The 22,933-nt window shown below is 70.1% G+C and carries 26 protein-coding genes; 2 read left to right on the top strand and 24 right to left on the bottom strand.

Translation table 11 applies throughout. The annotated features are described in order from the left end of the window. Positions 1-13: 13 nt before the first annotated feature. From AB0959_RS36850 to rpsB, 6 genes are all read right to left on the bottom strand, one after another. Positions 14-568, bottom strand: a complete 555-nt coding sequence (locus tag AB0959_RS36850) for an NUDIX domain-containing protein (protein WP_366831119.1) — start codon at positions 566-568, stop codon at positions 14-16. A 90-nt stretch (positions 569-658) separates the two neighbouring features. Continuing rightward, positions 659-1,777, bottom strand: a complete 1,119-nt coding sequence (locus tag AB0959_RS36855; protein ID WP_366831120.1) for a phosphatidate cytidylyltransferase — start codon at positions 1,775-1,777, stop codon at positions 659-661. Beyond that, positions 1,777-2,334, bottom strand: coding sequence for a ribosome recycling factor (gene frr / locus AB0959_RS36860; RefSeq protein WP_131559753.1), 558 nt, complete (start codon positions 2,332-2,334; stop codon positions 1,777-1,779). Before frr ends, AB0959_RS36855 begins: the two co-directional genes overlap by 1 nt. 155 nt (positions 2,335-2,489) lie before the next feature. Beyond that, positions 2,490-3,248: a UMP kinase gene (pyrH, locus tag AB0959_RS36865; protein ID WP_366831121.1), complete on the bottom strand. Its 759-nt coding sequence runs from the start codon at positions 3,246-3,248 to the stop codon at positions 2,490-2,492. A gap of 205 nt (positions 3,249-3,453) precedes the next feature. Further along, positions 3,454-4,290, bottom strand: coding sequence for a translation elongation factor Ts (gene tsf, locus AB0959_RS36870; RefSeq protein WP_366831122.1), 837 nt, complete (start codon positions 4,288-4,290; stop codon positions 3,454-3,456). Positions 4,291-4,465: 175 nt separating this feature from the next. Beyond that, a complete protein-coding gene (rpsB, locus tag AB0959_RS36875; RefSeq protein ID WP_366831123.1) occupies positions 4,466-5,416 on the bottom strand; it encodes a 30S ribosomal protein S2 in 951 nt (316 codons plus the stop codon). 401 nt (positions 5,417-5,817) lie between these two features. Between rpsB and AB0959_RS36880 the strand changes: the two genes are divergently transcribed. Further along, complete coding sequence (locus AB0959_RS36880; RefSeq protein ID WP_366831124.1) at positions 5,818-6,540, top strand: peptidoglycan DD-metalloendopeptidase family protein; 723 nt, start codon at positions 5,818-5,820, stop codon at positions 6,538-6,540. 21 nt (positions 6,541-6,561) lie between these two features. On the opposite strand, the gene AB0959_RS36885 is transcribed toward AB0959_RS36880, so the two are convergent. The 18 genes from AB0959_RS36885 to proS all read right to left on the bottom strand — a co-directional run bounded on the left by AB0959_RS36885 (position 6,562) and on the right by proS (position 21,458). Next, positions 6,562-7,119, bottom strand: a complete 558-nt coding sequence (locus tag AB0959_RS36885) for a helix-turn-helix domain-containing protein (RefSeq protein ID WP_366831169.1) — start codon at positions 7,117-7,119, stop codon at positions 6,562-6,564. Positions 7,120-7,213: 94 nt separating this feature from the next. Then, positions 7,214-8,050, bottom strand: coding sequence for an RNA polymerase sigma factor WhiG (gene whiG, locus AB0959_RS36890; protein WP_366831125.1), 837 nt, complete (start codon positions 8,048-8,050; stop codon positions 7,214-7,216). Between the two features lie 289 nt (positions 8,051-8,339). After that, the gene (dprA, locus tag AB0959_RS36895; protein WP_366831126.1) at positions 8,340-9,500 is read right to left on the bottom strand and encodes a DNA-processing protein DprA; all 1,161 of its coding nucleotides are present in this window, start codon (positions 9,498-9,500) and stop codon (positions 8,340-8,342) included. Between the two features lie 46 nt (positions 9,501-9,546). Beyond that, positions 9,547-11,172 (bottom strand): YifB family Mg chelatase-like AAA ATPase, encoded by a 1,626-nt coding sequence (locus tag AB0959_RS36900; RefSeq protein ID WP_366831127.1) that lies wholly within the window; start codon positions 11,170-11,172, stop codon positions 9,547-9,549. After that, on the bottom strand, positions 11,172-11,606 hold the full coding sequence (locus AB0959_RS36905) for a YraN family protein (protein WP_366831128.1): 435 nt from the start codon (positions 11,604-11,606) through the stop codon (positions 11,172-11,174). The genes AB0959_RS36900 and AB0959_RS36905 overlap by 1 nt, the downstream gene beginning before the upstream one ends. Before the next feature lie 119 nt (positions 11,607-11,725). Then, a complete protein-coding gene (locus AB0959_RS36910; protein WP_003965949.1) occupies positions 11,726-12,034 on the bottom strand; it encodes a DUF2469 domain-containing protein in 309 nt (102 codons plus the stop codon). Positions 12,035-12,089: 55 nt separating this feature from the next. Then, positions 12,090-12,596 (bottom strand): NUDIX hydrolase, encoded by a 507-nt coding sequence (locus AB0959_RS36915; RefSeq protein ID WP_366831129.1) that lies wholly within the window; start codon positions 12,594-12,596, stop codon positions 12,090-12,092. After that, entirely contained in the window at positions 12,586-13,344 is a 759-nt protein-coding gene (gene lepB, locus AB0959_RS36920) for a signal peptidase I (RefSeq protein WP_366831130.1), read from the bottom strand. Before lepB (AB0959_RS36920) ends, AB0959_RS36915 begins: the two co-directional genes overlap by 11 nt. Positions 13,345-13,425: 81 nt before the next feature. Continuing rightward, on the bottom strand, positions 13,426-14,313 hold the full coding sequence (gene lepB / locus AB0959_RS36925; protein ID WP_366831131.1) for a signal peptidase I: 888 nt from the start codon (positions 14,311-14,313) through the stop codon (positions 13,426-13,428). Beyond that, positions 14,279-15,376 (bottom strand): signal peptidase I, encoded by a 1,098-nt coding sequence (gene lepB, locus AB0959_RS36930; RefSeq protein ID WP_366831132.1) that lies wholly within the window; start codon positions 15,374-15,376, stop codon positions 14,279-14,281. Before lepB (AB0959_RS36930) ends, lepB (AB0959_RS36925) begins: the two co-directional genes overlap by 35 nt. Continuing rightward, positions 15,369-16,136: a signal peptidase I gene (lepB, locus tag AB0959_RS36935; RefSeq protein WP_366831133.1), complete on the bottom strand. Its 768-nt coding sequence runs from the start codon at positions 16,134-16,136 to the stop codon at positions 15,369-15,371. The genes lepB (AB0959_RS36930) and lepB (AB0959_RS36935) overlap by 8 nt, the downstream gene beginning before the upstream one ends. An 83-nt stretch (positions 16,137-16,219) precedes the next feature. Then, positions 16,220-16,570 (bottom strand): 50S ribosomal protein L19, encoded by a 351-nt coding sequence (gene rplS / locus AB0959_RS36940; RefSeq protein WP_152772491.1) that lies wholly within the window; start codon positions 16,568-16,570, stop codon positions 16,220-16,222. A gap of 135 nt (positions 16,571-16,705) precedes the next feature. Further along, complete coding sequence (gene trmD / locus AB0959_RS36945) at positions 16,706-17,539, bottom strand: tRNA (guanosine(37)-N1)-methyltransferase TrmD (RefSeq protein WP_366831134.1); 834 nt, start codon at positions 17,537-17,539, stop codon at positions 16,706-16,708. Then, positions 17,536-18,126, bottom strand: a complete 591-nt coding sequence (rimM, locus tag AB0959_RS36950) for a ribosome maturation factor RimM (RefSeq protein WP_366831135.1) — start codon at positions 18,124-18,126, stop codon at positions 17,536-17,538. The genes trmD and rimM overlap by 4 nt, the downstream gene beginning before the upstream one ends. An 82-nt stretch (positions 18,127-18,208) precedes the next feature. Next, positions 18,209-18,448, bottom strand: a complete 240-nt coding sequence (locus AB0959_RS36955) for an RNA-binding protein (protein ID WP_030361979.1) — start codon at positions 18,446-18,448, stop codon at positions 18,209-18,211. Positions 18,449-18,450: 2 nt separating this feature from the next. Then, positions 18,451-18,870 (bottom strand): 30S ribosomal protein S16, encoded by a 420-nt coding sequence (gene rpsP / locus AB0959_RS36960; protein ID WP_322724744.1) that lies wholly within the window; start codon positions 18,868-18,870, stop codon positions 18,451-18,453. A gap of 309 nt (positions 18,871-19,179) precedes the next feature. After that, entirely contained in the window at positions 19,180-19,782 is a 603-nt protein-coding gene (locus AB0959_RS36965) for a hypothetical protein (RefSeq protein ID WP_366831136.1), read from the bottom strand. 260 nt (positions 19,783-20,042) lie between these two features. Continuing rightward, positions 20,043-21,458, bottom strand: coding sequence for a proline--tRNA ligase (proS, locus tag AB0959_RS36970; protein WP_366831137.1), 1,416 nt, complete (start codon positions 21,456-21,458; stop codon positions 20,043-20,045). A gap of 211 nt (positions 21,459-21,669) precedes the next feature. On the opposite strand from proS, the gene AB0959_RS36975 reads away from it, so the two are divergent. After that, positions 21,670-22,566, top strand: coding sequence for an SAM-dependent methyltransferase (locus AB0959_RS36975; protein ID WP_366831138.1), 897 nt, complete (start codon positions 21,670-21,672; stop codon positions 22,564-22,566). Positions 22,567-22,933: the final 367 nt, after the last annotated feature.

A 22,933-nucleotide genomic window follows, 5' to 3' on the forward strand; every position in this document is an offset into this window, starting at 1 on the left:
CCCTCTCCGCCCGCTAGCGCCACTCCCAGTGGTGCGTGGAGATCACCGGATCGCCGTCGCCGGGGGACTCTGCCGTGGTGAAGGCCGTTTCGGGGAGGCCGGAGACCTGGGCGTGCACCGTGTGGAGACGGTATTCGCCGGGCAGGCCGGGGTACGACGGTGAGGCGAGCTTCTCGACGGTCACCGAGAGGGACCGCGGGTCGAGCACGACGTCCGTTGCCCTGACTCCGAGTTCCTCGGCCAGGCACCGCAGCGCCGCCGCGGTCGCCGTCTCCCCCGGCTTCATCTTCTCGGTGGGCGGGGAGTTCCTCTTCCGCACGGCTCCGGTCGCCATCTGCTGGCCGACTTCCGTGAGTTGCCTGCCGTCCACCACGACGCGCACGCTGACGACCGAGACCCGGCGCAGTGGCGGGTCTCCGGACAGGACCGCCTCACCCGCGGTGATCTCGTCCCACAGGTTCCGTACGGACTTGACGGCGCCGACGCCCCAGGACTCGTACGGAATGCCGTTGCTCCGCAGCCAGTCCTGGAGTTCGTCCAGGCTCCCCGGGCTTCGCGGGTCCCGCATACGCCCCACCCCTCCCGTCACGCGGATCGTCGTGCGGTGATCCTACGGACGGAAGGGGTGGCGAGAAGAGCGAGCGCGGGGATACGGCGGTCAGCCGGAGCCCACGAAGAGGACGAGCAGCAGCCACACCACGGGAGCCGTGGGCAGGAGGGAGTCCAGGCGGTCCATGATGCCGCCGTGGCCCGGCAGCAGCGTGCCCATGTCCTTGATGCCCAGGTCACGCTTGATCATCGACTCGCCGAGGTCGCCCAGCGTGGCGCTGACGGCGACCGCGAGACCGAGGAGCAGGCCCTGCCACCAGGTGCCGTCGTCGATGAGGAACTGCATGCACAGGGCGCCCGCCACCATGGCGAACGCGATCGCTCCGAGCAGGCCCTCGCGGGTCTTGCCTGGGCTGATGCGGGGGGCGAGCTTGTGCGTGCCGAAGCGCCAGCCGACGGCGTACGCGCCCGTGTCGCTGACGACCGTCAGCAGCAGGAACATGAACACGCGCTGCGGGCCGTCGTCGGCGGCCAGCATCAGCGCGACGAACGTGGCCAGGAACGGGACGTAGAAGGCAGCGAAGACGCCCGCCGTGACGTCCTTGAGGTAGTTGTCCGGCGGCTCCGTCATCCGCCAGACCAGCACCGCGAGTGCGGTGAGCGCCATGGCCACCCACGCGCCCTCGGCGCCTCGCACGTAGCCGGCGACGACCATCGCCGCACCACCGACCGCGAGCGGTACGAGGGGCGCTTTGATGGACTTGCGCTCCTGCAGACGCGACGTGAGCTCCCACAGACCCACCACCACGGCCACCGCGACCACGCCGACGAAGACGGCCTTGACGACGAACAACGAGGCGACGATCACTGCCCCGAGCCCGACGCCGACCCCTATCGCGGAGCTCAGGTCACGACCCGCGCTCTTCTTCTGCGGGGCGGGCTGAGGGGCGTCGGGCATGGGCTCCGGCTTCTGCGGCACGGCCCCGTGGGGCTGCGCCGACGGCGTCTCGTTGCGGAACGGGGGGCCGCCCGTCCGAGCGGCCCCCCGGTCGTCATCCTGGTTTCCGCCATGCGCGGGCACGTCGGGCACGATGGGCATGGGCCGAGTGTGCGGGGCCCCAGGCGCATCGTATGCGGGACCCGCCGGGGCTGCCCCCTGGACCGGCCCCTGGTCGGAAGGCCCCCAGTACCCGGCTTGTGGCGGCGCCCCCCAGGAAGACTCGTTCATCAGACTTCGAGCAGCTCCGCTTCCTTGTGCTTGAGGAGCTCGTCCACCTGGGCGACGTACTTCGCGGTGGTGTCGTCGAGCTCCTTCTCCGCGCGACGGCCCTCGTCCTCGCCGACCTCGCCGTCCTTGATCAGCTTGTCGATCGCGTCCTTGGCCTTGCGGCGGACGGAGCGGATGGACACCTTGGCGTCCTCGCCCTTGGTCTTGGCGACCTTGATGTAGTCGCGACGGCGCTCCTCGGTGAGCTCGGGGAACACCACACGGATGATGTTTCCGTCGTTGCTCGGGTTGACGCCCAGGTCGGAGTCGCGGATCGCCTGCTCGATGTTGCGCAGCGCGCTCTTGTCGAACGGGGTCACCACGGCCATGCGCGGCTCCGGCACCGAGAACGAAGCCAGCTGGTTGATCGGCGTCAGCGCTCCGTAGTAGTCCGCCACGATCTTGTTGAACATCGCCGGGTGCGCACGACCGGTGCGGATCGCGGCGAAGTCCTCCTTGGCGACCACGACGGCCTTCTCCATCTTCTCCTCGGCTTCGAGGAGGGTCTCTTCGATCACCACTTGCTCCTGCGTGTCTTGAGTAGGCCCGGCTGCTGTTCTCTGTCACGTCGGCGGCCGGCTGCGTCGCGTCTTCTTCCTGCACGGTTCCCGACCATCAGAACATTGTCCATCCCCCGGTCAGGGTCCGTCCCCCGGGCAGGGGTGGCCCCAGGTCAGGCCCGGCTGTCCTGTTCACCCACGAGAGTGCCGATCTTCTCACCCTTGACGGCCCGCGCGATATTTCCCTCGGCCAGCAGCTCGAACACGAGGATCGGCAGCTTGTTGTCGCGGCACAGGGTGATCGCGGTGGCGTCGGCGACCTTGAGGTCGCGGGTGATGACCTCGCCGTATCCGAGCGAGTCGAACTTGACCGCGTCCGGGTTGGTCTTGGGGTCGGAGTCGTAGACCCCGTCCACGCCGTTCTTGCCCATCAGCAGCGCCTCGGCGTCGATCTCCAGGGCTCGCTGGGCGGCGGTGGTGTCGGTGGAGAAGTACGGCATGCCCATACCGGCGCCGAAGATGACCACACGGCCCTTCTCCAGGTGGCGCACGGCACGCAGCGGGATGTACGGCTCGGCGACCTGGCCCATGGTGATGGCGGTCTGGACCCGGCTGTCGATGCCCTCCTTCTCCAGGAAGTCCTGGAGGGCGAGGCAGTTCATCACGGTGCCGAGCATGCCCATGTAGTCCGAGCGGGCGCGGTCCATGCCGCGCTGCTGGAGTTCGGCGCCACGGAAGAAGTTGCCGCCACCGATGACGACCGCGACCTGCGCCCCGTCCCGTACGACGGCCGCGATCTCACGGGCGATCTTGTGCACCACGTCGGGGTCCACGCCCAGGCCCCCGCCGCCGGAGAAGGCCTCTCCGGACAGCTTCAGCATGTACCGGCCGCGTACTTTGCCGTCGTCGCTCTTCTGGGCCTTGGTGGTCATGGAGATCCCGCCTCTTTGTACCTGTTCCACATACGAAGAAGGCCATTGCCGGTGGGGAGTGGTTCGCATCCCATGCGCGGCAATGGCCTCCTCGTCAGATCTGCTGCTGTCCGTCACGCGTGTGCGGGACGGCATACGCGAGCGACACGGACGACTGCTGTCGACCCTAGCGGGGTCGCGCGTCGATCGCGGTACGGACTCAGACTCAGATGCCGACCTTGATGCGCGTGAAGCGCTTCAGGGTGACACCGGCCTCGTCCAGGATCTTCTGAACGGACTTCTTGTTGTCCAGCGCGTACGGCTGGCCGAGCAGCGTGGCGTCCTTGAAGAAGCCGTTGAGGCGACCCTCGACGATCTTCGGCAGGGCGGCCTCGGGCTTGCCCTCGGCGCGGGTGGTCTCCTCGGCGACGCGGCGCTCGGACTCGACGACCTCGGCCGGGACGTCCTCCTTGGAGAGGTACTTCGGCGCGAAGGCGGCGATGTGCTGGGCGACGCCCTTGGCGATCTCGGCGTTCGGCTTGTCGAGCTCGACGAGGACACCGATCTGCGGCGGCAGGTCGGGCATCGTGCGGTGCATGTACGCCGTCACGAAGCCGTCGGAGAACTGCGCGAAGCGGTCCAGGACGATCTTCTCGCCGAGGTTGGCGTTGGCCTCGTCCACGAACGCCTGGACGGTCTTGCCGGCCTCGATCTCGGAGGCGAGCAGCGCCTCGATGTCGGCCGGGGAGGTCTTGGCGACGTGCTCGGCGATGGCGGCGGCGACAGCCTGGAACTTCTCGCCCTTGGCGACGAAGTCCGTCTCGCACTTCAGCTCGACCAGGACACCGGAGGAGTTGTCGTCCGCGATGATGGAGACCACGGCGCCGTTCTCGGCGGAGCGGCCCTCACGCTTGGCGACGCCCTTCTGGCCCTTGATGCGGAGCGCCTCGACGGCCTTCTCGACGCTGCCGTCGGCCTCGTCCAGCGCCTTCTTGCAGTCCATCATGCCGGCGCCGGTGAGCTCGCGGAGCTTCTTGACGTCGGCGGCGGTGTAGTTCGCCATGAGTCTGTGAATCTTTCTCGAAGTCTGGAAGATCGAAGATCTGCGGAGTCTGCGATCCACATACAGCCGTGGATCCCTGACACGCCGTTGACCTACGGGTGAACGGCGGGAGCGGACTTCACCGCGCCGGAGGCGCGGTGGGATGCGGTACCGCTCCCGCCGTCAACGCCCTGTGTCAGGCCTGCTCGGCGTCGGCGGCCGGAGCCTCGGCAGCCGGGGCCTCGGCAGCGGGAGCCTCGGCCGGCTTCTCGGCCTCGGCGGCAGGAGCCTCGGCGGCCGGGGCCTCCTCAGCCTTGTCCTCAGCCTTGTCCTCGGCCTTGTCCTCGGCCTTCTCCTCAGCCTTGTCCTCGGCCTTCTTCTCGCCACCCTCGAGCAGGTCGCGCTCCCACTCGGCGAGCGGCTCGCCCGCGGCCTTCTCGCCCTCGGTCTTGACGCCCGAGCGGGAGATGAGGCCCTCGGCGACGGCGTCGGCGATCACGCGGGTGAGCAGGGTGACGGAGCGGATCGCGTCGTCGTTGCCCGGGATCTTGTAGTCGACCTCGTCGGGGTCGCAGTTGGTGTCGAGGATCGCGACGACCGGAATGTTCAGCTTCCGGGCCTCACCAACGGCGATGTGCTCCTTCTTGGTGTCCACGATCCAGACGGCGCTGGGCACCTTCTGCATCTCGCGGATACCACCGAGGGTCTTCTCCAGCTTGGCCTTCTCGCGGGAGAGGACCAGGAGCTCCTTCTTGGTCAGACCGGAGGACGCGACGTCCTCGAAGTCGATCTGCTCGAGCTCCTTCAGGCGCTGCAGACGCTTGTAGACGGTCGAGAAGTTGGTGAGCATGCCGCCCAGCCAGCGCTGGTTGACGTAGGGCATGCCGACGCGGGTGGCCTGCTCGGCGATGGCCTCCTGCGCCTGCTTCTTCGTACCGACGAACATGACCGTGCCGCCGTGGGCGACGGTCTCCTTGACGAACTCGTAGGCGCGGTCGATGTACGACAGCGACTGGAGCAGGTCGATGATGTAGATGCCGTTGCGCTCGGTGAAGATGAAGCGCTTCATCTTCGGGTTCCAGCGACGGGTCTGGTGACCGAAGTGGACGCCGCTCTCCAGCAGCTCCCGCATCGTGACGACGGCCATGGCCGTTCTCCTTGTGTTTCTCGGTTGTGCCGCGCGTGCCGGACGGCACCCGCGCCTGACGCCCACGACGCGCCGTGCCGCTAAGGACCGAGGGGCGCTGATACGGACCGCTGACGGGCCTCGTATCGGGGCGTGCGAAGTCGACCCGGTGGCCCGGGTCGCCATCAGAAGTGTAATGGACCCACGGGGCCCCGGGTGACGCCGATATCCACAACCCGCCGGTGGTCCACAGATCCCGGCCATGATCGTCCACCTTCCGGCACGGTTCTCGCATGCGAGCGAAACGATGTGCGGGGACGTGGAGGTGGACGGGGAGATGGGCGTGGACACGGACGTGGCCGGGGCTGGGACCAGGGCTGGGGCTGCTGGTGGGGCCGTTGGTGGCGTTGATGGTCGTCGGCGTGACGGTGAGCTCGCCGGGAGCGGGCACGGTCGCTTCGGCGTGGCGCGACGGGACGGCCATGTCCCTGGCCGGCGCCGCCCCGTCGGCGGCCGACGCGGAGCCGACGGCCGACGCGGAGCCGACGGCTGGGGCGGAGACCACGCAAGGCCAGGGGCAGCCACCGGAAGGTCGGGGAAAGGCGCCCAAAGGTCGGGGAAAGCCGCCGGAAGGCCAGGGAGAACCACCGGACAGCGACCTGCCGGTACCGGCCGTCGGGCGGAACTGGCCCGTGGGGCTGCGCCCTTCGGTCCTACGGGGCTGGGAGCCCCCGGCGACGGCGTACGGCAGGGGCCACCGGGGCGTGGACCTGGCGGCGGCCGCCGATGCCCCGGTACGGGCGGTCGCGCCGGGCCGCGTGTCCTTCGCGGGCCGGGTGGCGGGGCGCGGAGTCGTCTCGGTGGAGCTGACGGGCACGGGCGAGCCGCCCCTCAGGACGACCTTCCAGCCGGTCCGCGCCTCGGTGGAGAAGGGCGACGAGGTGGCGGCGGGCGATGTCCTGGGCACCGTGGAGGCGACGGCTTCGCACTGCCCGTCGGTGTGCGTGCACTGGGGCCTGCTCAGAGGCGACGCCTACCTGGACCCGCTGTCCTTGCTGCCACCGTGGCTGCTGAGCAGGGGCCCGTCGCGTCTGCTGCCGGTGATCGGAGTACCGGAGCAACCGATGCTCGGAGTGCCGGGGTAAGCGGCCGGAGCAAGCGGAAGGTCAGCCCCGGACCCCACGCAGGGCCATGGAGACAGCCGCTTCGGTGATCGCCCGGGGGTCCTCCGCCGCGCCGAGCTCGATCCTCCGCACGGCCGCGTCGACCACGCCCTGGAGCAGCATCGCGGCCAGCCGGGGCTGTGCGTGTCCCATGGTCCCCAGCGCCTCGACGATCATCGCGACGAGCCCGCCGTGCGCGGCGCGGATCTTCTCCCGCGCCCCCGCGTCGAGTTCACTGGCCGAGATGGCGACGACGGCCCGGTGCCGCCGGTCCCCGACCAGCGCCAGTTGCTGCCGCACGTACGCCTCGACCTGGCCCTCGGGGCTGTCCGCGACGGCCATCGCCACCTCGACCTCCGCCGCCCAGAGGGGGAAGTCGACCTCGCAGAGTTCCTCGACCACGGCGGCCCGTGAACGGAAGTACTCGTACACGGACGACCGCGCGAGTCCCGTGCGCTCGGCGAGCGCGGGGAACGTCAGCGCCTCCGTCCCGCCCTCGGACAGCAAGGAGCGCGCCGCGTCCAGCAGGGCGGCACGCTGCATCGACCGGTGCTCGGCCACGGAGGCCGCTCGAATCCTTGGCACGTCAACCACTTTACGGACGAATCACCGGCCAGGGGAGACGCTTCGCCGGACGGGGCGTCCTCCGGCCAGGTCAACGGCCGAAACTCGCCAGCTTCGCCCGCAGCTGGAGCACCGACTTGGTGTGGATCTGGCTGACCCGGCTCTCGGTCACCCCGAGTACGTTGCCGATCTCCGCGAGTGTGAGGCCCTCGTAGTAGTAGAGCGTGACGACGGTCTTCTCCCGCTCGGGCAGGGTGTTGATCGCCCGCGCCAGGAAGCGTCTGAGCTCCCGGTCCTCCGCCACCTCCACGGGGTTGTCGGCGGCGGTGTCCTCCAGCGTGTCCATCAGGCTCAGCCGGTCGCCACCCTCGCCCCCGACGTGCAGCAGCTCCTCCAGCGCCACCACGTTCGCCAGCGACAGCTGGCTGAACACCGCGTGGAGTTCGTCGACGGCGATGCCCATCTCCGCCGCCACCTCCCCCTCGGACGGGGTGCGGCGCAGGCGCGCCTCCAGCGTGGCGTAGGCACGCTCGACGTTGCGCGCCTTCTGCCGCACGGACCGCGGGATCCAGTCCAGTGCCCGCAGCTCGTCGATCATCGCGCCCCGGATGCGGGTGATCGCGTACGTCTCGAACTTGATCTCCCGGTCGATGTCGAACTTCTCGATCGCGTCGATCAGCCCGAACACCCCGGACGACACGAAGTCCGCCTGCTCGACGTTGGCCGGCAGGCCGACGCTCACCCGGCCCGCGACGTACTTGACCAGCGGCGAGTAGTGCAGGATCAGCTGCTCGCGCAGCCGCTCGTCGCCCGTCGCCTTGTACGACCGCCACAGCTCGTCGAGCGTCGAGGGGGCGGGCGGTCGCACGTCGACGCGGGTGGCTGGGGGAACTTCCGCCCGATCGGACCCGGAGGTGTGCTGGGGCATTCGTCGCCTTGTGCCGTTCTGCCGTGAACTGGTGCTGCCTGGGTGAGCTGTCGGAGTGATGGTGAGGTGTCGGAGTGATGTCGAGTTGCCGTCTGCGCCGGAATCCTCGTGAGCGTAGCGTGACTGGAGCGTCGCAGTGCGCGAAGGGCGAGGGATCGCCCGTACGCGAACCCTCTCCGCCGGGCGCTCCCCGAGGTCGCACCTGTCGCGCTGTGTAACCCCGCGAAGACACCAACTCGGGGAATTGCCCAGGTAGTCGGCGTTCGCCCGGACGGACGAACACGCTCGGTCAACTCCGGCGTCGGTCCGATGAGCCGGAGATCATGGCCTGGCGTGTCAACTTCCAGCCCTCGCCATGTCGTTCGACGTAACCAAGTGCTCGGAGTTCGTACAGTCGGCCGACCGCGTCGTCCTCCGCCGTGCCGGCGTCGCGGGCGATCGCGCCGGCCTTCGCGGCCCCGTGGGCGGGAAGCGCGTCGAGGACCCGCCGGGCTCCCGGCTCCAGCAGGTCACGCGGCAGTACGGGACCGCGCCGGTCCGGCGCCAGCTCGCCCATGTCGCCCACCAGTTCGGCGACCTCGGCGGCATCGGTGACCAGCGCCGCCTCCCCGCGCAACAGCTCGTGCACGCCCGCCGACAGTGCGCTGGTCGCCGGTCCGGGCACGCCCATCGTGAACCGTCCCAGCCGCTGAGCGGCCCGCGCCGTGACGAGCGCACCGCTGCGGTACGCGGCCTCGACGACCACGGTTCCGCGCGTGAGCGCGGCGATGACGCGGTTGCGGAGGATGAACCTGCTGGGTGTCGGGTGGTCCCCGGGCGGCAGCTCTCCGACCACGAGCCCCTGTTCGGCGATCCTGGCGATCAGCTGGGTGTGACCGCGGGGGTAGGGCCGGTCCACCCCGCAGGCCAGCACGGCGACCGTCGCGCCCCCGGCACCGAGAGCTCCCCGATGGGCGGCCCCGTCGACGCCGTACGCCCCACCGGACACGACGACCCACCCCCGCTCGGCGAGCCCCGACCCCAGGACGGCCGCCATGTGGGCCCCGTACTCCGTGCAGGCCCGGGCGCCCACCACCGCCACCGAGCGCAACGCCCACATCCGCAGGCCGGCCCGCCCGCGCACCCACAGCCCGACAGGCCGCGCCTCCCCAAGGTCGTCCAGCTGGCCGGGCCACTCGGTGTCCCCCGGACAGACGAACCGGGCTCCGGCGCTCCGTGCCCGCTCCAGGTCCCGCTGCGGGTCCGCGCTCTCGGCGCGGGCGCGCAGCCCTGCCCACCGCTTCTGCGACGCCCCCGGCAGCGGTGGTCCGCCCTCGGTGAGCCGCCTGACCGTCTCCCGGACGCCGACTCCGCGGAGCCACCGCCCGCCGAGCTCGTCCCCCGGCTCGATGACCCGGGAGAGGAAGACCCGGTCGAGCCGCTCGGCGTCGGAGAGACCGCCCGGGCTCACGGCTCCTCCTCGCCCGAGCGCCGGACGCTTGAACGCTGGACGCCGCTCATGACAGCGCTCCGATCGCCATGGGCACTCCGCGGGGCACACCGGTCCGCAGTTGCAGGGCGAGGCCGACGTCCAGGGCGTCCGGACGGTCGTGACCCACGAGGTCGGCGATGGTCCAGGCGACACGCAGGACGCGGTCGAGGCCGCGCGCGGTCAGCGCGCCCCTCTCCAGTCCGCGCTCGGCCTCATCCATGGCGCCCGGTGCGGCGAACCACCGGCTGCGCAGCTCCCGCCCGGGCACCTCGCTGTTCGTCCGCCACGGGGTGTCGGCCAGGCGCGCGGCCGCCCGCTCCCGTGCCGCGCGCACCCGGTCGGCGACCACGGCGGTGGACTCGCCCCGCGCACCGCGCTCCGTCAGCTCGGAACGCGTGACGCGGTCGACCTCCACCCTGAGGTCCACCCTGTCGAGGAGCGGGCCGGAGAGTCGGGCCTGGTAGCGGCGGATCGCGGCGGACGGGCACTCGCACAGGTCGTCCCGCTGCGAGAAGCGACCGCACGGACACGGATTGGCCGCCAGCACCATCAGGAACTTCGCCGGGAACCGCACCACGCCGGCACTGCGGGCGATCACGACGTGCCCCGCTTCCAGCGGCTGGCGCAGCGCGTCGAGGGCCTGGCCGCTGAACTCGGGCGTCTCGTCGAGGAAGAGCACCCCTCGATGGGCCAGGGACACCGCGCCCGGCCGGGCGATGCCCTGACCGCCGCCGACGAGTGCCTGCATGGTGGCCGAGTGGTGAGGGGCGCAGTAGGGCGGGACGTCGACCAGGGGCTTGCCCGCGGGCAGCAGGCCGGCGACCGAGTGGACGGCCGTGACCTCCAGCGACTCCTGCCTGCTGAGCGTCGGGAGGATGGCCGGCAGCCGTTCGGCGAGCATCGTCTTGCCGGCGCCCGGCGGACCCTCCAGGAACAGATGGTGGCCGCCGGCCGCGGCGACCTCCACCGCGGTCCGTGCCGAGAGCTGGCCGACGACGTCGGCGAGGTCGTGCCCGTGGTCGTGGGGGTGGGCGGCACCCACGCCGTGCATGCCCGTGGCGGCGCCCACTCCCGGCATGCGCAGGCCGGCCATCAGCGGGTCGGGGCGGCCGTCGTCCGGCTCCTCGTCGGGTACGGGCTCGTCCGTGAGGACCGCGATCAGCTGGCGCAGGCTGCGGACGCCCAGCACCGACACGCCCGGCACCAGCGACGCCTCCGCCGCCGCGCACTCGGGGACCACCACCTGCTCGTAGCCCGCGTCGGCGGCGGCCAGCACCGCGGGCAGGATGCCGCGCACCGGCCGGACGCGGCCGTCGAGCCCCAGTTCCCCGATCATCACGATGTCCGCGAGAACGCGCGGGTCGATCCGCTCGGAGGCGCCCATGACTGCGCAGGCGACGGCGAGATCGAATCCGCTGCCGGCCTTCGGCACCGAGGCGGGGCTCAGTCCCACCGTGAGCTTCTTCTGCGGCCACTCGGCGCCGGAGTTGACCACCGCCGCCCGGACCCGGTCCCGGCTCTCCGTCAGGCTCTTGTCGGGCAGTCCCACCAGCGTGAACGCCGCGACACCCGGTTCGAGGTCGGCCTGGACCTCGACGACGACGCCCTCGACGCCGACCAACGCCACCGAACACGTACGGGCGAATCCCATCAGGCCACCCCTCGCACGTGCTCGACGACGGCGGCCCCGCGCTCGGGCAGGACGACACCCACCAGGTCGATACGCACGCCACCCGGCGGCGCTCCTCCGTGCGCGTGGAGCCAGTGTTCGGCGAGCTCGCGCAGTCGTCCGGCCTTGACCTGGGTGATGGCGGCCATCGGATGCTCGAAGCAGCCGCCCCGGCGGGTCTTCACCTCGCAGACGACGAGGACGTCGCCGTCCCTGGCCACGATGTCGATCTCGCCGGTCCTGCCGCAGCGCCAGTTGCGCTCCAGGACGGTCATCCCGGCCTCGGTCAGCCGCCGGGCGGCCAGCTCTTCCCCGTACTTGCCGATCGCACTGCGTGCGTTGCCAGCGTTGCGTGCGTTGCGTGCGTTGCGTGCGTTTCCTGCGTTGCGTGTGTTCGTGTCGACGCGTGTGTTCATGTCGGCACCACCTCCGGCGCCAACCGTCACGCATCCGCCTCCACGCAGTGGATCTTGGTGGACAACTCAGCGGTTGTGGAAAACTCCGTCACCCACACGGGGTGTGCGGCCGCGGCGGGTCACCCGCCCGGGAGCTCCAGATCGCTCTTGTTCAGCTCCTCGATGTTCACGTCCTTGAACGTCAGGACGCGCACCTGCTTCACGAAGCGGGCCGGGCGGTACATGTCCCACACCCAGGCGTCCGCCATCGACACCTCGAAGAACACCTCACCCTGGACCGAGTGCACCTGCATCTCGTAGTCGTTGGTCAGGTAGAAGCGACGCTCGGTCTCGATCACGTATTTGAACAGACCGACGACATCGCGGTACTCCCGGTAGAGCTTGAGCTCCATCTCGGTCTCGTACTTTTCGAGGTCCTCGGCGCTCATGGCATGTTCCCCTTCAGCCGTGCGTCCCCCTATTGTGCGCCAGCCCCGGGAGCCCCTAGACGATTTCCGTGTCGAGGACCTCGGGCCTGGCCGGGGGACCTTCGTCGAGCAGCCTGCGCAGCAGCTCGGCGAGTCTGGTCGGATACACCGTCTCATGTGCTTCGGTCAGTTCCTCACACGTCCACCAGCGCGCTCCGGCGACAGTGCGGCGTTCCAGGTCGGTGAGGCCGGCTGCCCTGGTCACGGTCTGGCGCGTACGGGCCAGGTAGTACCACTCGTCCTGGTCCCAGCGGCGGCCGGCGAACGGAAAGGAACATCTGCGCCGCCACAGCACCGGGCCGAGTTCGACCTCGGTGATGCCGGTCTCCTCGACGAGTTCCCGCAGGGCGGCCTCCTCGCGTGTCTCGGCGCCCTCCAGACCGCCACCGGGTGTGAACCACCAGTCGTCCGCCGGGTCGTCCGGTTCGTGCCCGTGCAGCAGCAGGACGCGCTCCTGCGGGTCCAGCAGCACGACCCTGGCCACCTTGCGGGGGCCGCCCTCGTACGGCGCCTCAGCGGGCACCGGCGGGCTCCGTCGCCGCCGCCGTCGTCGTGCGGCGGCGGTTGGCCATGCGCTTGGCGATCGGCCCGTACGCCCCGCCGCCCAGGACGAGCACCGCGCCCACGACGATCGCCGCCGTGATCAGCCGCAGCGGGCCCGGTGACGACAGCGGGCCGAGTGTCTCGAAGCCCGTGGGGCGGGCCAGCATGCCGTCCATGGGCCACACGACGGCGTCGACGCGCGCGTCCACGGAGCTCCGGGGCACCGTGCCCCTGCCGGCCTCCGTGAGGTGGGCCGTGGAGTCCAGGGAGCCGCTGCGCTCGTCACCCAGGAGGAACAGACGCCCCTCGGGCACCGTGATCTCCGGGATGCCCATGGCCTCCGCGTCCTGGCCCTTGGGGAGGTAGCCCTCGTCGATCTTCTTGCCGTTGACGGTCAGCTTGCCCTGCGTGCAGCAGGCGACCTTGTCGCCGCCGACCGCCACGACCCGCTTGACCAGCGGCATGTCCTCGCCCCAGCTCTTCTCCCGGAAGACGACGACGTCACCGCGCTTGACCACAGTGCCGTCGACCCGCTGGGCGAGGACCCGGTCACCGGCCGTGATGGTGGGCGACATCGAGTCGGTCGGCACGGTGTACGGCCGGTAGACGAAGGCGCCCCAGCCGAAGCCGCCGAGGAAGAGCACACAGCCGAGGGCCACGGCCAGCCCCGACAACGTGTTGCCGAGCCGTCCGTGGCCCTCGTCCGTACGACGTGTCGTCCCGCTCATTCCCAGTGCTCCCCAGGTCGGAGAATCGACTTCCCTGCGACCGTGCGCGGCGGCGGGAGATCGGCGATCTGGGACGGCACCCTACCCGGCGGTACCGCCGCCAGAAACCCTGGGGTTTCCGTCGGTAAGGAGACGGCGACGGCGCCACAACACCAGCGGAACCGCGCCCGCGAGGCCGAGCGCTCCGGGAGCCGCCGCGCTCAGATCCTGGTCGAAGGTGTCGGGAACCGGCAGCGTGGCCCAGCGCGTGGGCGGCCAGGCGACCACGATGGCACGGCCCACGACGTTGTCCACGGGGACCATGCCCTTGTTCTTGTCGCTCTGGTGGTAGCGGGAGTCCAGTGAGTTCTGCCGGTGGTCACCCATGACCCAGATTTTGCCCTTGGGTACCTTCACCTTGAACTGACCGCCCTGGTCGTCGACGCTGCACGGGGTGTTCCCCTCGTAGACGTACGACTGCTCGTTCAGCGCCTTGCCGTTGACCTTCAGCGGGCCGGTGTTCTTGCACTCGATGGTGTCGCCCGCGACGCCGACGACCCGCTTGATGAGGTCCTTCTCCTCGGCGGAGGGCATCAGGCCGATCCAGCTGAGCACCCGCTGTACGGGGTTGGCGTCGGGCGTGGGCTCACCCGCGAGCCAGTTGTCGGGGTCGTGGAAGACGACGACCTCGCCGCGCTCCGGCTCGGAGCCGAACCACGGGGTGAGCTTGTCGACCAGGACCCGGTCGCCCTGCTGGAGAGTGTTCTGCATCGAGTCCGAGGGGATCGAGAACGCCTGCACCAGGAAGGTCTTGATCAGCAGGGCGAGGACCAGCGCGATGCCGACGAGGATCGGCAGTTCCTTCCAGAAGGACCGCTGCTTCTTCCTCGGCCTGTGTCCCTGCTCGTCGTCCGAGGCGTCCGGGCCCTGCCCGGCGGCCCCGTCCTCCGGGGAGTCACTCCCGGGGCCTGGGGCACTCCCGGGGCTCACTGCGTCCTCCGCGGCCGGGGAAGCCGCCTCGTCGGGCCGCTCCGGCTCCTCGGGGCCACCGTGTCCGGATCGTGCGCCGACCGCCAAATCCCCCACATCCACTCCTCACGCCGTACCGCCGCCTGCGCCTCATCCGGTGCAGGCCCACCACTCCCATAACGAGCGGGAGTTCCGCAGGGGTCGGGAGCGGGATCAATCCGTTCAGATCCGCTGACGCCACCCTATGCGACGTGCCGAGGGCGGTGGTCGACCCGCTCGGCACGGAAGCGTACGTGTCCGGCTCCTCCAGCTGGGTCCAGTTCCCGATGGGCCATGCGATCACCACGGCACGGCCGACGACCGAGCTCTCGGCCACGGTTCCGTTGTACGACTCGGTGCGGTGGTAGCGCGAGTCGGCGGAGTTGGCGCGGTGGTCGCCCATGACCCACAGGCGGCCCTGAGGCACCGTCACCTGGAACTTGATCGACGACGGCGCGTTGCCCGGATGGATGTACGGCTCCTTGAGCGGCATGCCGTTGACGGTGACCCGCCCCTGGGTGTCGCAGCACTTGACGGTGTCGCCGCCGACCGCGACGACCCGCTTGATCAGGTCTTTTTCGTTGTCGGAGGGCAGCAGTCCGATGAACTGCAGGCCCTCCTTGACCTGCTTGATCACGACGGGGTCGTCCTGCTTGACCGTCGTCTGCTCGTCATCCAGCCAGCCGCCGGGGTCCTTGAACACGACGACGTCCCCGCGCTGCGGCTCGGAGCCGAACCACGGGGTGAGCTTGTCGACCAGGACGCGGTCGCCGATCTGGATCGTGTTCTCCATCGAGCCCGACGGGATCACGAACGCCTGGACCAGGAAGGTCTTCAGGACCAGGGCTATGACCACCGCGACGCCTATGAGGAGCGGGATCTCCTTGAGGGCCGAGCGGCGCCGGCGTCGCTTGATCTTGCGGGCGAGCTTGCGCCGCTCCACCCGACTCGGGCGGGCCGCTCCGCCGGCCCGGCGGGCACCGGTGGGCAGCAGGTTCTCGGCGGGGCTGGCGACCGCCCCGCGGGGCCTTCCGCGGTTACCCATGGGCACCGTCCGCGGCGGACGCGGCGGGCACGCGCGCGTAGGCGCCGGGGCGGTCCAGGACCGTCATGTGGCCGACGGGCCAGACGATCCAGCCCGCTCTGCCGATCACTCTCCCGACAGGGATCATTCCGCCGCCCGGCGACCCGAGGTGGTCGCGGGAGTCGCTGGAATCGCTGCGGTGGTCACCGAGGACGAACAGGGTGCCGTCGGGCACGACCACGTCGAAGGGCACGTCCGACGGGCTGTCCCCCGGGTACAGAAACGCCGACTCGTCGACCGACCGGCCGTTCACCTCAAGCCTCCCCTCCCTGTCGCAGCAGACCACATGGTCTCCCCCAACGCCCACAACGCGCTTGATGTAGTCGGCGTTCCCGAAGTAGTCGGTGCCGTCGAACACGACGACGTCACCCCGCCGCGGCTCGGAACCGAAACGGTACGCCAACTTATTTACGAGAACGCGGTCCCCGATCCTCAATCCGCTCTCCATGGAGCTGCTGGGAATCTGGAACGGCTGGATCACGAACGTGTTGAGAAGCAGCAGAAAAACCAGGCAAAACAGTGCGGTCAGGGTGATCCGTCCGCCGGGAAGCCAGTCGGCGACGCGGACGACCAACGAGAAACGCGACCGTCCCTCCGGCTCCGCTGTGTCCGAGATCTCTTCGGAACCGCCCGGCGTCCGGCCGGAGTTGTCCGATTGTGTCTCGTCCCCAGAGGGGCGGGAGGAGCGGTCGCGCTCCACGTGGTGTTCTTCGGTGTCCATCGGGGCCAGATGCTATCCGGCCCCGCTTTGTGACACCTTTCGGCTCACGGTGAGCGACCTTTTCGCTCGCGGTGAGCGCGCGATCAGTTCTCGCGCTTCTCCTTGATCTTCGCGGCCTTGCCGCGAAGGTCGCGCAGGTAGTACAGCTTCGCGCGACGGACGTCACCGCGGGTGACGAGCTCGATCTTCTCGACGATCGGGGTGTGCACCGGGAAGGTGCGCTCGACGCCGACGGAGAACGAGACCTTGCGGACCGTGAAGGTCTCGCGGACACCGTCGCCCTGGCGGCGGATGACAACGCCCTTGAACTGCTGCACACGGGAGCGGTTGCCCTCGATGACGCGGACGTGGACGTTGACGGTGTCACCCGGGCGGAAGGCCGGGATGTCGCTGCGCAGCGACGCGGCGTCGACGGTGTCGAGCAGGTGAGACATTTCGTCTGCTTTCTTCGCCCATGCCACAGGTCATCGGCGGGAACTAGGTTCTTCGAGAGGTTTGCTGTCCGGGTCGGGGCGGGCGTCGTGTCCCCCTGTGGCAGGGGCGCGCGCCGGACGACGCACAACAGCGGTCTATTGTTCCACGCCGTCCGTCCTGCGCCAAAATCGGCCGTGCGGCTCACCCTCCGGGTCGGGCGACCAGCCGAGGATGGAGAGCATCTCGCGGTCCTTCTTGTCGAACGCCTTGGGGTCGCAGGCCTCGATGAGATCGGGCCGGTTGGCCGTCGTACGCCTCAGCGCCTCGTCGCGGCGCCAGCGGGCGATCTTTCCGTGGTGGCCGCTGAGCAGCACGTCCGGGATGCCGCGGCCGCGCCACTCGGGCGGCTTCGTGTAGACCGGGCCCTCCAGGAGGCTCGCCATGGCTCCGGGCGCGAAGGAGTCGTCCTGGTGCGACTCGGCGTTGCCCAGGACGCCCGGCAGCAGCCGCGCCACGGCCTCGGTGACGACGAGGACGGCCGCCTCGCCGCCGGCGAGGACGTAGTCGCCGATGGACACCTCGTGGACGGGCATCCGGGTCGCGTACTCGTCGATGACGCGGCGGTCGATGCCCTCGTAACGGGCGGGCGTGAAGATCAGCCAGGGGCACTCGGAGAGTTCGACGGCGAGCGCCTGGGTGAAGGGGCGGCCGCTGGGCGTGGGGACGATGAGGGCCGGACCGTGGGAGCCGGTCTCGTAGCCGTCGGCCAGCACGGAGTCCAGCGCGTCACCCCAGGGGTCGGTCTTCATCACCATGCCGGGGCCGCCGCCGTACGGCGTGTCGTCGACGGTGTTGTGACGGTCGTACGTCCAGGCACGCAGATCATGCACGTGCACATTCAGCTGTCCACGCGCGCGTGCCTTGCCCACGAGCGACACGTTCAGGGGTTCGAGGTACTCGGGGAAGATCGTGACGACGTCGAGCCTCATGCGTTCTCGTCCCTCGACGAGGCTGTCCCGTCCGACGAGGCCGTCTCCGCCTCGTCCCTCGACGAGGCCGTCTCGGCGCGGTCGTCGATCAGGCCCGGCGGCGGGTCGATGACCGCCCGCTGCTCCTCCAGGTCGATCTCGGTGACGATCTCCTCGACGAACGGGATCATCACCTCGCTCCCGTCGGGCCGCTCGACGATGAAGAGGTCCTGCGAGGGCAGGTGCGAGATCTCGGTGATCCGGCCGACCTCCACGCCGTCCTTGGTGACCACGTCGAGGTCCATCAGCTGATGGTCGTAGTACTCGTCCTCGTCCTCGGGGAGCTCGTCCGGGTCCACGTCGGCGATCAGGAGGGTGTTGCGCAGGGCCTCGGCGCCGGTGCGGTCGCGTACGCCCTCGAAGCGCAGGAGCAGCCGGCCGCTGTGCACCCTGCCGGTCTCGATGGTGAGGGGGCCCGTGGAAGCGGGGTCCGTGTGGAGTACGGCACCGGGCGCGAGCCTCAGCTCCGGCTCGTCGGTGCGTACCTCGACGGTGACCTCGCCCTTGATGCCGTGGGCGCGGCCGATCCGTGCGACTACCAGCTGCACTTGTCAAGATCTCCTGTCGGAACGACTGCGGGCCGGGGACGGCCCAGTGGCCTTCCCCGGCCCGAGCCGGTGCTGCGATGTGTCAGTGGACCTGATCCACGTCGACGAGGTCGACGCGGACGCCACGGCCACCGATGGCGCCGACGACGGTGCGCAGGGCACGCGCGGTGCGGCCGTTGCGACCGATCACCTTGCCGAGGTCGTCGGGGTGGACCCGGACCTCGAGGACGCGCCCGCGGCGCAGGTTGCGCGAGGCGACCTGCACATCATCAGGGTTGTCGACGATGCCCTTCACGAGGTGCTCGAGAGCCTCCTCGAGCATGCTCAGGCCTCGGTCGACTCGGACTCAGCCGCAGCCTCGTCCTTCTTCTCGGCCTTCTTCTTCTGGGTGATGGCCTCACCCTTTGCCTCGTCGTCACCGCCGAGAGCCTCGAAGGACGGGCGCGAGGACTTGGCCTCGGCCACGAGCAGCGGTGCCGGGGCGGGCTCGCCCTTGTACTTCTGCCAGTCGCCGGTCTTCTTGAGGATCGCGAGCACGGGCTCGGTCGGCTGCGCGCCGACACCCAGCCAGTACGCGACACGCTCGGCGTCGACCTCGATCACCGACGGGTGGTACGTCGGGTGGTACTTGCCGATCTCCTCGATGGCCCGGCCGTCACGGCGGGTACGGGAGTCGGCGACGACGATGCGGTAGTGAGGCGAACGGATCTTGCCCAGACGCTTCAGCTTGATCTTGACTGCCACGGGAGTGGGTTCTCCTGGATTTGACGTGGTTGGGCACGGCGAGAGAGCCGCGTGGGGTTGCGGTACCCGAGTGCCCGATGGACGCGTCAGCCGGAGGAGAGAGGGGTCCTGTGCGGCTGTCGAGTACAGCTAGCCATTGTGCCACACACCGGAGATCGCTCCGGCCACGAGGGGCTTCGGGCATGACCGAGCGACACCCGGCGCCGGATCGGTGAGGCTCGTCCGCTCACCGTCCGGGCAGGGTGCCGCCACACCCGCTCATGTCCCGCTGCGACTGCTGGGGTACGGCTGCCACGAGCAGCCGTCGTCTCAGCTGGCCGCCGCGCCGACCACCTCGGGGATGCGGAACGGCTTTCCGCATCCGCCGCACACGATCGGCGCCTGGGCCAGGACCGACGGAACGACCCGGACGTTGCGCCCGCAGTCGCAGACCGCCTTCACCCGGACACCGCCCCCGGAGGAGCCGTGGCGGGCCGCCGGGCCGCGGAAGGAGCTGGCCGTGTCGGCGGCGGTCGCGGCGGAGTGGGCCTTCAGCGCGCGCTGGAGCCGCTCGATGGTCGGGCGGTAGCGGCGCTTCGCCTCGGGGTTGAGCGTGACCAGCGAGAAGCCGCTGCTGGGGTGCGGCTCCTCGGGGTGGTCCAGGCCCAGCTCCTCGGCGATCGCGAGGAATCTGCGGTTGTGGTAGCGGCCGGCGCGGGAGGTGTCGCGGACTCCTCGGGCGGCGGCGATGCCGTGGACTGCCTCATGGAGCAGTCGCTCGAAGGAGAGCTCGTGCCCGCAGGCGGACGACGACTCCCCGATCAGGGACTCTGGAGCGGCAAGATCCGGCAGCTCGGGGTGGTGCCGCTGAATGTCGGCCCACGCCTGCGCCAGCTCTGCGGCGAGAACAGGTGGTGTCTGTGTCGTGCTCACGTAATGACAACGAGCCGGGGTCCCGCTGTGTTCCTATTCCGGGGCATCTCAAATAATTTGCACGTACCCGTCAGTTGCCGCTGATGCGACCTGACGAGGGCGGGTGCGCCGATCTGCGGAGAAGCCTCACAGCTCCTACCAAGGCGGTACGTAGTCACACGTACGCCCCAGCGCGTAGGCGTCGCCCGCGCGCCGGGGCACCTGGGGTCATCAGCTACGCAAGAGGCGTTTCGGCCTCTCTCTCGCCGGAACCGGCTGCACTAGTAAGCGCGCGCCACGATGGCGACGTTACCCGGTGCGTCCTCGGCCTCGGGCACCGACCCGTCCTCGGCGACCAGACACCGTACGGTCGCCGCGTGATCCGCGAGCTTGGCCTCGCCGTCCGCGCCGAGGACCGCCCACGGGATGCGGGCCCAGCCACCGGCCGTGACGGCCTCGACGGCCTCCTCGAACGTCGCCACGTCCGTCGTACGGGACTCGCGGCGCTCGCGGGCCTGCTTCAGGAGAAGGGCCTGGTCCTCTTCGAGGACGGCGGGAACGAGCTCCGCCAGGGAGTCCAGGGAGACCGGCTCCTTGCCTCCCGGGATGCGGCGGGCAAGCATCGCGGTCCCGTTCTCCAGGTCGCGGGGGCCGACCTCGATCCGTACGGGCACGCCCTTGAGCTCCCAGTCGACGGCACGGCGGCCGAAGGGCGTGTCGACCCGGTCGTCCACCTGGACGCGGACCCCGGCCGCCCTGAGTTTGTCACCGACTTCCCGGACCTTGGCCAGAACCGCCTCGTCCCCCTTGATCGCGAGGACGACCGCCTGGACCTGGGCGAGGCGCGGCGGCACGCGCAGGCCGTTGTCGTCGCCGTGCATCATCACCAGGGCGCCGATCATGCGAGTGGTCGAGCCCCAGGACGTCTGCCAGACGAGCTCCTGCCTGCCCTCCCTGGACAGGTACTGGGTGTTGAAGGCCCGGGCGAAGTTCTGGCCCAGTTCGTGACTGGTGGCCATCTGGAGGGCCTTGCCGTCGCCCATCATGCCTTCGAGGGTGAGGGTGTTGATGGCGCCGGCGAAGCGCTCCCTGACGGTCTTGCGGCCGGGGACGACGTCCATCGCCAGCACGTTCACCATGAAGTCCTCGTAGACCTCGCGGTGGATGTGCGAGGCGAAGTCGCGCGCGTCCTCGTGCGTGGCGTGCGCGGTGTGGCCCTCCTGCCAGAGGAACTCGGTGGTACGCAGGAAGAGCCGGGGCCGCAGTTCCCAACGGACCACGTTGGCCCACTGGTTGATCAGCAGGGGCAGGTCGCGGTAGCTCTGCACCCACTTCGAGAAGTAGTCGTTGATGATCATCTCGGAGGTCGGGCGGACGACGGCCGGCTCCTCCAGCTCCTTGCCGCCACCGTGCGTGACCACGGCGAGCTCGGGCGCGAAGCCCTCGACGTGGTCGGCCTCACGGGTGAGGTACGACTGCGGGATCAGCAGCGGGAAGTACGCGTTCTGCGTGCCCGTCTCCTTGATCCGGGCATCCATCTCGGCCTGCATCCGCTCCCACAGTCCGTACCCGTACGGTCGGATGACCATGGTGCCGCGCACCGGCCCGTTGTCCGCCAGCTCGGCCTTGGTGATCAGGTCCTGGTACCAGCGCGGGAAGTCGTCCGCCCGGGGCGTGAGAACGGGTGCCTTTGCCATGGCGCGATGCTACGGCGGCACGTTGCGGGGATGTGAATTCTTTTCTCCGCGCGCACTCGGCGCACAAGCCGGAGCCCGTGAGTACTGGACGCGACGGCGGGTGCGGAGTTTCCTGGCATACGGGGGGATAAAGCGGGGGGAGTGCGAGCGCACTGCACGGGGGCCAAGGAACGGCACAGGGCAACTCTCGGCGGATTGGGGCGCTTTCGATATGACACCTACGCTCGTGCGGCAGCACCTACCTCGCGCGGGGACAGCGACCCGCGTGGACCAGGGCACACGCGCGCGTGACTGGGCCGAGATCCAGGAAAGGATGCTCGTGCCGCTCTACGAGGCCGCCTATGAGCGACTCGAAGTGGGGTCCGGTACGCGGGTGCTGGGGCTCGGCTGCGGTTCCGGACTCGCTCTGTTAATGGCGGCCTCCCGGGGGGCCACCGTCACCGGCATCGACGCGAAGTCACCCGAACGGGTGTGTCTGGCGCGGGAGAGGCTGGGGGCGGAGGCGTGGGGGGCGCGTGGGCGCGCGGACATCCAGGTCGTCGACGGTGCGCCCGAGGACGCGGTCGGTGCGGGTGGTGCGGTCGGTGCGGGTGGTGTGGTCGGTGCCGCCGGGGAGTCCGCGTACAACCTCGTGACCGCCTTCGAGCCCATCGGCTGTGTGGCGGGAGACTCCGAGGGGCTCGCCGAACTGCTCAGCGAGGCGACTCCACTGGCCGGGCGGGGGACGCCCGTGGTGCTGGTGGGCTGGGGGCCGCCGGAGCGGTGTGCGACGTCGTCCGTGCTCCGGGTGGCCGCCAAGCTGGCGGATCCGTTGCGTACCGCGGGGAGTTGGCGTCCTGCCCTCCGGGACGATCTGGAGGAGGTCGCCCAGCGGGCCGGGCTGCGGCCGGACGGGTCCGGGCGGGTGGCGTGCCCCTTCGGGTACGCGGATGTCGACAGCGCGGTGCGGGGGCTGTTGTCCACGGGGTTGTTCGACGCGGCGATCGCGGCGACGGATCAGGTGCAGGTTGACAAGGAGTTGGCGGAGGCTCTTCATCCGCATCGGCGGGGTGATGGGACAGTGTGGATGCCGAACGTGTTCCGCTACCTGATCGCGACGACGCCTTAGCCCGTCGTTTTCTCGCCCCCGCCGCCCCTACCCGTCCCATCCCCGGGGGCTCCGCCCCCATGCCCCAGGGAGGGGGCGGGTGTTGGGGGTGAGGGGTGGTTGGTGCGGGTGGGTTGGTGCGGGTGGGTTGGTGCGGGTGGGTTGGTGCGGGTTGGGTGTGGCTGGTCGCGCAGTTCCCCGCGCCCCTAAAAGCCGTGCAGTGCCCCGCGGCCCTGGAAAACCGCCCCTTCTGCCCTACCCTCCAGCGCCGCCCCGCACCATCAAGCCGCTCCGGCGTTTGGGGAGCGGGTGGCCGGGGTCGAAGGGGCAGCGCTCCTGGGGATGGGACGGGTAGGGGCGGCGGGGGCGCCAAAAAGCCGGGGCTCCC

Origin of the sequence: Streptomyces sp. NPDC046862 (assembly GCF_040704615.1) — a bacterium.
Lineage (GTDB): Bacteria > Actinomycetota > Actinomycetes > Streptomycetales > Streptomycetaceae > Streptomyces.

What these genes read in the sequence shown, in the direction of transcription:
- AB0959_RS36850 (WP_366831119.1), bottom strand. Translation starts at nt 568, where the DNA reads ATGCGGGACCCGCGAAGCCCGGGGAGCCTGGACGAACTCCAGGACTGG.
- AB0959_RS36855 (WP_366831120.1), bottom strand. Translation starts at nt 1,777, where the DNA reads ATGAACGAGTCTTCCTGGGGGGCGCCGCCACAAGCCGGGTACTGGGGG.
- pyrH (WP_366831121.1), bottom strand. Translation starts at nt 3,248, where the DNA reads ATGACCACCAAGGCCCAGAAGAGCGACGACGGCAAAGTACGCGGCCGG.
- tsf (WP_366831122.1), bottom strand. Translation starts at nt 4,290, where the DNA reads ATGGCGAACTACACCGCCGCCGACGTCAAGAAGCTCCGCGAGCTCACC.
- rpsB (WP_366831123.1), bottom strand. Translation starts at nt 5,416, where the DNA reads ATGGCCGTCGTCACGATGCGGGAGCTGCTGGAGAGCGGCGTCCACTTC.
- whiG (WP_366831125.1), bottom strand. Translation starts at nt 8,050, where the DNA reads ATGCCCCAGCACACCTCCGGGTCCGATCGGGCGGAAGTTCCCCCAGCC.
- AB0959_RS36900 (WP_366831127.1), bottom strand. Translation starts at nt 11,172, where the DNA reads ATGGGATTCGCCCGTACGTGTTCGGTGGCGTTGGTCGGCGTCGAGGGC.
- AB0959_RS36905 (WP_366831128.1), bottom strand. Translation starts at nt 11,606, where the DNA reads ATGAACACACGCGTCGACACGAACACACGCAACGCAGGAAACGCACGC.
- AB0959_RS36910 (WP_003965949.1), bottom strand. Translation starts at nt 12,034, where the DNA reads ATGAGCGCCGAGGACCTCGAAAAGTACGAGACCGAGATGGAGCTCAAG.
- lepB (WP_366831130.1), bottom strand. Translation starts at nt 13,344, where the DNA reads ATGAGCGGGACGACACGTCGTACGGACGAGGGCCACGGACGGCTCGGC.
- lepB (WP_366831132.1), bottom strand. Translation starts at nt 15,376, where the DNA reads ATGGGTAACCGCGGAAGGCCCCGCGGGGCGGTCGCCAGCCCCGCCGAG.
- lepB (WP_366831133.1), bottom strand. Translation starts at nt 16,136, where the DNA reads ATGGACACCGAAGAACACCACGTGGAGCGCGACCGCTCCTCCCGCCCC.
- rplS (WP_152772491.1), bottom strand. Translation starts at nt 16,570, where the DNA reads ATGTCTCACCTGCTCGACACCGTCGACGCCGCGTCGCTGCGCAGCGAC.
- trmD (WP_366831134.1), bottom strand. Translation starts at nt 17,539, where the DNA reads ATGAGGCTCGACGTCGTCACGATCTTCCCCGAGTACCTCGAACCCCTG.
- AB0959_RS36955 (WP_030361979.1), bottom strand. Translation starts at nt 18,448, where the DNA reads ATGCTCGAGGAGGCTCTCGAGCACCTCGTGAAGGGCATCGTCGACAAC.
- proS (WP_366831137.1), bottom strand. Translation starts at nt 21,458, where the DNA reads ATGGCAAAGGCACCCGTTCTCACGCCCCGGGCGGACGACTTCCCGCGC.
- AB0959_RS36975 (WP_366831138.1), top strand. Translation starts at nt 21,670, where the DNA reads ATGACACCTACGCTCGTGCGGCAGCACCTACCTCGCGCGGGGACAGCG.